We start from the raw sequence: 8,772 nt of genomic DNA, 5'->3' as shown, positions 1-8,772 counted from the left end.
TCGAGCAGGCGGACCACCGCGACCGACGGCTGCCCGTTCACGCACACCAACGGTGGGCACCGGTCCGCCAGCTCGTCGGCGGCGCTGGCGAGCACGATCGGGTTCTCGCACATCCACACCAGCCCGTCGCCGACGCCGAGGTCCACCTGGTCCCGGCCGAGCTGACGCAGGGTCAGCACACACGGCTCCCCCGCGTCGCGGGCCACCGCGAGGATGCGACCGGTCGTGGTGGTCACGCCGCCCGGTAGGCCGAGGCAGAGCACCACCGACGACAGCTCGTCGCGGTGGACACCGACCGCGGCCCAGGTGGCACGGCGTTCGGCGGCCGAGCCGTCACCGACCGGCGGTGCGCCCCGCAGCACCCGGGCCGCGGCGAGTGACAGCGTCGCCAGCGGCCGGGCGTCGTCCAGCGCGTGCGCGTCCCCCGTGCTCGCCGCGGCCAGCCGGCCCAGTGCCACGCCGGCCGAGGGCAACGCCTCGAGCACCCGCAGCAGATCGGCGACGAGCGCCGCCGCCGCGTCGGGGCTCGTGGCCAGGCGGCGCATCATACCGGTGGCGTCCAGCCACGACCGCCAGGTGGCGAGCTCGGGGCGCCGCGCGACGAGTGCGTCCAGTGGCGCGTGCGCGTCCGCCCACGCCGCCGCGTCCGCCGCGGCCAGCGCCACCCGGTCGCCGACCTCACCGAGCAGGAGCCGCACGGCGCCGCCCAGGCCGTCCGGCGCGGCGCCGCTGGTGCGCAGCACCGTGTCGACCTCGTCCAGCGACACCGTCAGTGACACGCCCGTCCCGGCCCGCCGGCCCAGCAGCCGTTCGACCGCCCGCCGCTGGTCTCCGCTGGCGTTGGTGAGGGTGACCGAACCGGTCAGCGGCCTGCCGTGCTCCATCCTGTGCCGCGCCCGGTCCAGCAACCACGCGGTGTGCTCGCCACCGAGCAGCCGTTGCAGGCGCCCGACGTCCTCGGGTCGATCTCCACCCATCTCACCCAACCGACCACTCACTCGACTACTCACTCGACTACTCACTCGACTACTCACTCGACTACTCACTCGACTACTCACTCGAACAGTAGGCCAGTGCTGTCGGCTGGGCCGGTGGCCGGCGTCGGCGTCGGCGTCGGTTCGGGAAGGTAGGGCACCGGGCGTTCGACCCGCACCCGCTCGCTCCCGTCCCAGCGCCACGGCGTGACGAGCACGGCGTCGATGCCGTCCCTACGGGCAAGCTGCGCGATCGCCAGGCCCGGGACCTGCGGATAGCAGCCCCACTCCCGTTCGCTGGTCATCACCACATCCAGGTCGAACGCGGCGAGCAGCCCGAGGCACTTGGCGCGCGAGTCGTCGTCCACCCCGGCGAACGCCTCGTCCAGGGCGATCAGGCGCGGGGCATTCGGGTTACCCGAAGAGGTGTAGAACGACGACGCGGCGGCGAACAGGGGCACCGACGCGGCCAGCACCCGCTCGCCACCGGAGGCCGGCCCGGTGGCCGACCGCCACTGGCCGTCCTGATAGCGCTGGATGGCGAACTCGTGCCACGTCCGGTAGTCCAGCGCGCGGGTCAACTGTTCGGCCCAGCCGCCGGATGTGTCCGCGGCATGCTCCCGGTTGATCTCCTCCTGGAGGAAGGCTCCCACCGCTGCCCGGTCCGCCGCGCTCCAGGCGTCGGCGGTCTGGCGCAGCAGCCGGTCACGCACCCGGTCCAGCCCGACGGGTGCCCCGCGGGCGGCCCGCCACTGCAGCCGCAGCCGCATCCCGGTCGATGTGGGCCGCTCCGCCAGATCCCCGTTGATGGCCTTGACCTGCTCCTCCGCGCCGGTGATCAGTTCCTGGAGGGTGCCCGCCACCTCGTTGACGAGGTGGTTCTCCAGGATCTCGCGTTCCTTCGCGGACAGCAGCGTCGCCCGCTGCTCGGTCTCGGTCTCCAGCGCGGCCACCAGGGTCGGAATGTCCTGCTTGCGGCCCTGGAACAGCACGTCCACCACGATGATGCCGTCGCGTACGGTCATCCCAACCGAATGGCCGTGGCGGGACAACGCGTCGGTGAGCACCTTGTGTTCGGTCGAGACCCGCTGTTGCACCAGCTCCCAGCGACGGTCGGCGTCGTCGACCCCGTCCAGTGCGGCGTTGACGGCACGCGCGAGCATGACGGCCGGTGTCGGCGCCCACGGCTCGCTCGGGTCCGGGGTCTCCAGTTCGGGCACGGCGATGGCCAGCAGGCCGGTGGCGGCGAAGGCTCGCAGCTCCTCAACTGCATGGTCACGTTCAGCGGCGGCGGTGGCGATCGATCCCTGGAGGGTTTCACGCCGGCCCTCGGCCTTGCCGCGCGCATCTCGCGCCGCACCTTCCGCGACGCGGGCCGCCTTCTCGTCCTCGTCGCACCGGACCAGTTCGGCGGCGACCGCGGCGAGCGTGCGGTACAGCTCCTCGACGCCGGCGCCCGCCGTCTCGACCAGGACCCGGTGACGTTCGGCCGCGACGTCGGCCTGGGCGCGCGCCAGGGTCGCCGCCGCCCCGGCCCGTTCGCGGCGTTCCACCGCACGATCGACCTCCCGTTCGGCATCGGCGGCGGCGCGGCGCGCCCGGTCCAACGCCTGCGCCGCCGGCCACAGCCCGGCCAGGGCCACCCGGTAGTCGCCCACCGCCGCCCGGACGGCGTCAAGCGCGACGGCGTCCGCGGGCAGGCCGACATCGGCGGCGAACTCGCCGGCGGCGGCCCGCGCCGTGTGCGCCTGGGCCTCCCGGCCGGCCACGATCGTGACCGCCTCGGCGTGCCGCGCGTCGACACGTCGCCTGACCTCGTGCTCGCCGGCGAGTTTGACGTGAGCCTCGCGCAGCTCCCGGTCGGCCGGCTGCGCCCGGTGCTCGGCGGCCAGGGAACGCTGGCGCCCACTCAGTTCGGCCGCGGTCGCCGCGAGCTCGCGCAGCCGTTGCTCGATCCGGGCCAGCTCCGTCCGCAGCTGCTCCAGGCGGACGCGCCTGGCCGCCTCGCGGGCACCCTCCCCGATGTAGCCGGCGGCGTCCTTGTGCCAGGAGCCGGTCAACACCCCGTTGCCGAACCGGCCGTCGACGGCTACCCACGTTCCGCCACCGTCAGCCAGAGTCCCGGAGTCCTCACCCGATGCTCCGGATCCATCACCCGATGTCCTGGCGCCGCCACCCAGACCGATCGTCGCCAGCAGGGCGCTGACCGCGGTGTCGGTGAGCATGGCCGCGCCGGCATCGGCGCGGTCGATCGCCGGGGCGAGCATGGCGGTGAGCCCGCCGGCCGGCGCCGGCCGACCCGGGGCGAGCAGGACGTCGTCGGTCACGGTGTCGTATAGGCGACCGTCCGGGGCGAGCCACGCGTCAAGGATCCCGGCCGCCTCCAACGCCGCCTCGATGCCGGCCCGATGCTCGTCGGGCACGTCGGCGGCGAAGTCGACAACCTTCCACAGCGCGGCGCCGGCCCGGCCGTCGCGGGTCTGGCTGTCGCGGGTGTAGGGAATCGGCGGCGCGTCGTGGCCGCCGGCTTCCAGCCGTGCGATCTCGGCCTCGAGCTGTTCGCGCTCCCGGTCGGCGCCCGCGCGCTCGGCGTCGATGTCGGCTTGGCGGCGAGCGAGTTCGGCGGTGGCGGCCCGGGCCGCCTCGTCGACGGCCGCTGTCACCGGGTTGGGGCCGTCGAGGGTTTCCACCCATGCTTCCATGACGGCGAGCAGCCCGTCGGCGTCGGCCACCCGCAGGTACGCCGTGCCGGCCAGGTAGCGTGCGCACGCGGCGAGAAGCTCGGCGCTGTGCGCCACGGTGAGGTCCTCGGCCGCGGCGATCCGCTCCGCGGCGGCCTGCTGCTCACCGATGATCCGTTCCAGTTCGTCGCGGGCCGCGCGCAGCGCCGCCTCGGCGGTCGCCGCCGCCGCCAGCAGTGTGTTCAGGCGGGCCACGGCGCCGGCTTGGCGTTCGATCAGCGCGGCACCCGCCCGGGTGGCGATCGGGTACGGCGGCTGATCCCTGTCGAGGTCGGCCAGGACCGCGGCGTGCCGGTCGGTGACCCCGGCGGCCTCGGCGGCGCGGGCTGCGGTGGTCCGCACGGCCTGGCAGGCCGCCGCATCCGCCTCGGCGGTCCGCCGGGCGGCGACGAGCTGGGTTTCCCGCTGCCGGACGATATCGTCGGCGGCGGCGCTCTCGGTCCTCCGCTCCGCCGCGAACCGGCCGAGGCGGTCGGCATCCTCGCCCGCGGTCCGCAACGCCTCGGCGTCACGCATCTCCGGGCTGTCCTGCAAGGCGGTGCGCCGCGCCGTCAACGCGGCCCTGGCGTCGGCCAGCTCTTCCAGCCGTTGGTGCGTGGCGACAAGCGCCTGCGTCGCGCCGCGGTGCGCCGCGTCGGCCTCACCCAGTTCCCGGCCGAGCTGCTCGTAACGGCTGTTGGCCTGTCGCGGCGGCGCGGCGCGGCGCTTGGCGGCGACGGCGGCATAGCGGCGATAGTGGGTCAGAAAGGCGTCCGCCGCGGTCTTGGCCTCGGCGAGACCGCGCAGCGCCTCGCGTTCCTCGTCCAGCCCGCGGAAAGCCTCGGCCACGGTGGTCACCAACGCGGGGTCCAGCGGCGGCAACGCCTCGGTGAGCGCGCGGGAGAGCAGCTTCTCATCGGGCTTCTTGGACAACTGCGGCTGCCGTAGCTGGATCAACAGATTGACCAGCGCCTGGTACCGGTGCCCGCCGAGCCCGAACAGCGCCTCATCCACGGCCCGGCGGTAGTCCGACGCCGTGTCGTACACCATGCCGGACCCGTCGACGGCGTCTTTGAGTTTGTCCCGGGTCAGCGCCACCCGAGTCGGGCCGATCAGTGACAGTTCCGGGCCGATCCGCTGCCCGGTGACGAAAAACCAGTGCCGCGCGATGCCACGCCCGGCCACCGCCTTGAGGCCGGCACCGATCGTGCGGTATTCGGCCACGCCATCCGCGCGCAGCCGGCCGAACTCCAGCCAGGTGTAACCCAGCCGCTCGGGATGCGGATGCCTGCCGCCGAGCAGCAGGTTCCACTCCATCCGCTTGTTGCGGTCGCCGTCGGGTTCGACCCGGTGCGCGGCCAGCTCACCGTCGAGCAGGAACGGCAGGGTCAACGCGAGCACCTTCGACTTGCCGGTGCCGTTGTTGCCGCGCAGGAGCAACCGGCCGTCGTGGAAGTGGAACTCCTCGACGTCGTAGTAGAACAGGTCCACCAGACCGGCACGCAGCGGTTGCCAGCGCTCCCGACGCGGCATCGGCAGCGGTGTCGGCGTCGGTGTCGGCGTCGGCGTCGGCGTCGGCGTCGACAGCACGGCCGTCACGGGTGTCGCCGCCCGCCCGTTGACGCGGTGGTGCGGACGGTCCGACCGGCGCGGGAGCTCGGGCCGGTGCGGATCGTCGGCGCCTCGACCGCGTACCGCGCGATCGCCGGCCGGGCGATCACCATGGGTGGCTCGCCGGGCACGTCGGCGACCAGCCGCAGTGCACGCAGCTTGTCCAGCGCCACGGCGAGCAGTTCGCCGTCGGCCCCGGGCTCGGTGACGCCGCGGCGCCAGTAGGCGGCATGCTCGACCGCCATCTTCCGGACGTGCGCGCGCAGTCGGGCGACCGGTACGGGCTCGGCGCGCTCCACCCGGGCCGCCAGGTATTCGGCGACCAGCAGCGTCACGTGACCGTCGGTGCGCTGTTCGGGCATGCGCACGTCTGTCAGCTCGTCATCGGGGTCGACCATCGCGATGCCCTCGGCGCGCATCTCGGCAATCAGGCCGGTGGCCTCCTCGATCCGCCGCGTGATCGCATGGCGTTGGCTCACCAGATAGACGCGCTCGTCCTCGGCGAGTTCGTCGTAGTAGACGACCGGATCATCCAGCAACCGGCGGGTCAGCCGGTGGCGCAGCGCCCGATTACGCAGATCGTCGGTGTCGGCGACCGGCTCATAGGTCAGCTCGGCCAACCGCCGCTCGAAGTCGGTGGCGTCGATCGTGGACGGGCCCCGGGCGCCGGTGAGCATCGCCGCCAGAATCCGGCGACGCACGTCGTAAAGCACGTCGCCGGTAGCGGTCAGGTAGGCGTCCTCGTCGCCGGCGACCCGTTCCAGCACCCCGAGGGTGAGCAGCAGCCGGACCACCGCGACCAGGTCGGAGCGTTCGTCCCGGCGGCTGAGGGTGAACGCGATGCCGGCGTCCGCCAGCTCCGGTTCACTGGCCGCGACGATGATCCCCTCCGCGAGCCGACCAAGGGTGATCTGCGCGTCAGCCGTCTCCAGCACCGACAGCGCGAGGCAGAGCAGCACGTAGCGGCGCCGTCCGAATGGCGCCCTGCCGCGACCGTCCCTGGCCGGATGCGTGCCGTCCAGAACAACCAGTGCCGTCTTGAACAGCCGCGCCGACTCGGCGTCCACAACCAGTCGCCAGCCGGTCTCGGCGGCGAGCCATTCGCGCAGCTCGGACGCATGCTGGCGGATCAACCGCAGCGCGTCGTCGTCCGCGCCCGCGGTGAGCAGCGGCTTGGCCAGCAACATGCGCAGCGCCTTACGTCGCTGCGCTGTGCCCTCATCGGCGAAGGCGTCCACTCTCACACCGCCACCTCTACCCGGCGCCGCACCGCAGTCAGATCAATGATCTCAACGAAATGTTGCGGACCGTGCAGCACACCGTCGGCAGTCTCGATCCGCACGACACCGCCGTCGGGAACAAGAGACAACCGTATCTCCATGGTGCCGTCACTGGTGGTGGTGTTCACCTCTGAATCGCCCGGCAACCGCGCCGAGAGTGCGTCTGACAGCACGCCGAGGAACAGCCGGAACGCCTGGCGGTCGAGTACGCCGAGCTCGGAGAGCAGGACCGGTCGCACGGTGGCGAGGCGTTCGCGGGCCGCCGCGACCTGTTCGGCTTCCCGAGCGGCCTGCTCGGCGAGGAACCGGCGCTGCTCAGCGCGGTCAGCGACCCGGTTGGGCTGGCCGCGCCGCTCATAGGAACCGGTCTTGCGCAACTGCGGGCTGATGCGCACGGGCGGCGCTTGGCGCCACGGCGTGCTCGGCGCCGGCTCGTGCTCCTGCCACGCCGCCACCGTCTCCTGGGTGACCGTCAGATGCCGGGCCGGGGTCAGGCCGAACGCGGCCCGCCACAGCCGGTGGGCGCCGGCGTCGTCCGGTGCCTGCGCGAACCAGCGGGCCAGTGCCCGGAAGTCCGCCGATCGGTCCGACCGCCCGGACCGGCGCTCGTTGAGCGCAGCCACGGTGTCGATAAGCTGGGTGATCGCGGTGATGGCTGCACCGCGCAGCAACCGGGCCTGCGACGGATGACGCGAGTCGGCGGACAGGAACCAGTCCCGCAGGCCGCGCCACCGGTTGCGCCAGGCATCGACGGCCATCCTGATCGCGGTGTCGTACGCGGCCGCTGTGTCCGCTGCGGCGGAGGTATCCGCCCCGGCCGAAGTAGCCACGATGTCGGTACCGGCCTCGCTGCCAGCCTCGCTGCCGGCCGACAGACCCGGGACGGCGTCGGCGGCCTCCCGCCGGGCGGCGATCGTCAGCAGCCGGTCCACACCGGCCGCCTCGATCTGGCCGAGCAGGGTGGCGATCTCCGCGCCCCGGTTGGCCAGATCTGCGATGAACCTGTTGATATAGTCGATGAGACGCTGTTTATAGGCGACGAACGCGACCACGTCACCATCGGCAAAATCAATCACCCGACGCAGCGACGCCATAAATGCCTGTGCATTGTCGGCGAGCCCGGTGAAGCGCTCGGCCAACGCCAGCAACAACAGATGCACCTTCGCCGGGTCAAGCCGAGCCTCGTCTGCCGTGACCAACTCGGCCAGTGCGCGCAGCTGCGCGGCAATATCCTCCAGCGCCACCGACTGGAGGACACCCCTGCGTCCGATCGCCTCCTCGTAGACGGCGATCGCCTCCTCGGCCGCCTGCCCGGCGGTGGTCAGCTGGTACAGATACCTGGCCCGATGGAAGTCCTCCACACTGGTCACCCGGCCGGTATCCGGATCGGACCGCAGGTTTCCCCACTCGACCAGCTTCTCCAACGCCGCGACCACCGGCTCGCCATCCCCCGGCCGGCCCAGATCCGCGCTCACGTCCTCGGGACGCATGTGCACGATGAACCGGTCTCTCGCCCGCGCGAACGTCATCAACACATCCCGATAAAAGGACGCGTTCGGCGCGCTCAGGTGGGCGAACGGTTGCCTGGACGCAACGTCGGCGCCGACGGTGATCTCGTCGGTCGGCTTGCGGGTCGTCACACGGACCAGTATCGCCAACCAGCCAATGCTCGCAGAACGCGGGTCGAACAATACGGAAGGGAACAGCGGAGGTACTGTCACAATAGGGACGGCACGGTTGCCCTGCGGACTCCCACGATGCCGGTGGGTGGCGTCAACGACCGGGCCTCCCCTGAGCAGCGCACCTCACCGGCGCCGACCGGCACCGACCGGCACCGACCGGCACCGACCGGCACCGACCGGCACCGTGCCTCCCCCGGGCAGCCTGCCTGCCCTACCCTTTCCACAGGTACAGGGCAATTCGGGAGGGACGGCCGTGACTGGCTCGGAACAGGAACGCAAGGCTGATCTGGTGCTCGACGCCGGCGGGGTCAAGGGCATCGGCCTGGTCGGCGCGGTGCTCACCCTTGTCGACGCGGGTTACTCCTTTCCGCGGATCGCCGGCACGAGCGCCGGCGCCGTTGTGGCGTCGCTCGTCGCGGCCTACCAGAAGGCCGGAAGGGATCTTCACGAACTCGTCGAGGTGATGAACACCCTCGACTACAGCCGCTTCGCCGATCGTTCCATC

At 72.3% G+C, this 8,772-nt stretch carries 5 protein-coding genes; 1 reads left to right on the top strand and 4 read right to left on the bottom strand.

Features of this window, described 5'->3' with window-relative positions; translation table 11 throughout:
- The 4 genes from U9977_RS08280 to U9977_RS08265 all read right to left on the bottom strand — a co-directional run.
- Nucleotides 1-998: TIGR02679 family protein (locus tag U9977_RS08280; protein WP_322748607.1), on the bottom strand; the 998-nt coding region annotated here is incomplete at its 3' end.
- Between the two features lie 56 nt (nucleotides 999-1,054).
- Nucleotides 1,055-5,293: a TIGR02680 family protein gene (locus U9977_RS08275; RefSeq protein ID WP_322748606.1), complete on the bottom strand. Its 4,239-nt coding sequence runs from the start codon at nucleotides 5,291-5,293 to the stop codon at nucleotides 1,055-1,057.
- On the bottom strand, nucleotides 5,290-6,492 hold the full coding sequence (locus U9977_RS08270; RefSeq protein ID WP_416210516.1) for a TIGR02678 family protein: 1,203 nt from the start codon (nucleotides 6,490-6,492) through the stop codon (nucleotides 5,290-5,292). Before U9977_RS08270 ends, U9977_RS08275 begins: the two co-directional genes overlap by 4 nt.
- A gap of 53 nt (nucleotides 6,493-6,545) precedes the next feature.
- Entirely contained in the window at nucleotides 6,546-8,225 is a 1,680-nt protein-coding gene (locus tag U9977_RS08265; protein ID WP_322748604.1) for a TIGR02677 family protein, read from the bottom strand.
- Between the two features lie 295 nt (nucleotides 8,226-8,520).
- Here U9977_RS08265 and U9977_RS08260 point away from each other — a divergent pair.
- On the top strand, nucleotides 8,521-8,772 hold a 252-nt coding region (locus U9977_RS08260), incomplete at its 3' end, for a patatin-like phospholipase family protein (RefSeq protein ID WP_322748603.1).

The sequence above is a fragment of the Protofrankia sp. Cas8 genome (assembly GCF_963555845.1).
Taxonomy (GTDB): Bacteria; Actinomycetota; Actinomycetes; order Frankiales; family Frankiaceae; genus Protofrankia.
Note: the sequence above shows the minus strand (reverse complement) of the source record. Positions and strands in the feature narration are given on the sequence as shown.

Bases quoted from the DNA above. Each gene is read 5' to 3' on its own strand.
- U9977_RS08270 (WP_416210516.1), bottom strand. From the start codon at position 6,492: ATGTTGCTGGCCAAGCCGCTGCTCACCGCGGGCGCGGACGACGACGCG.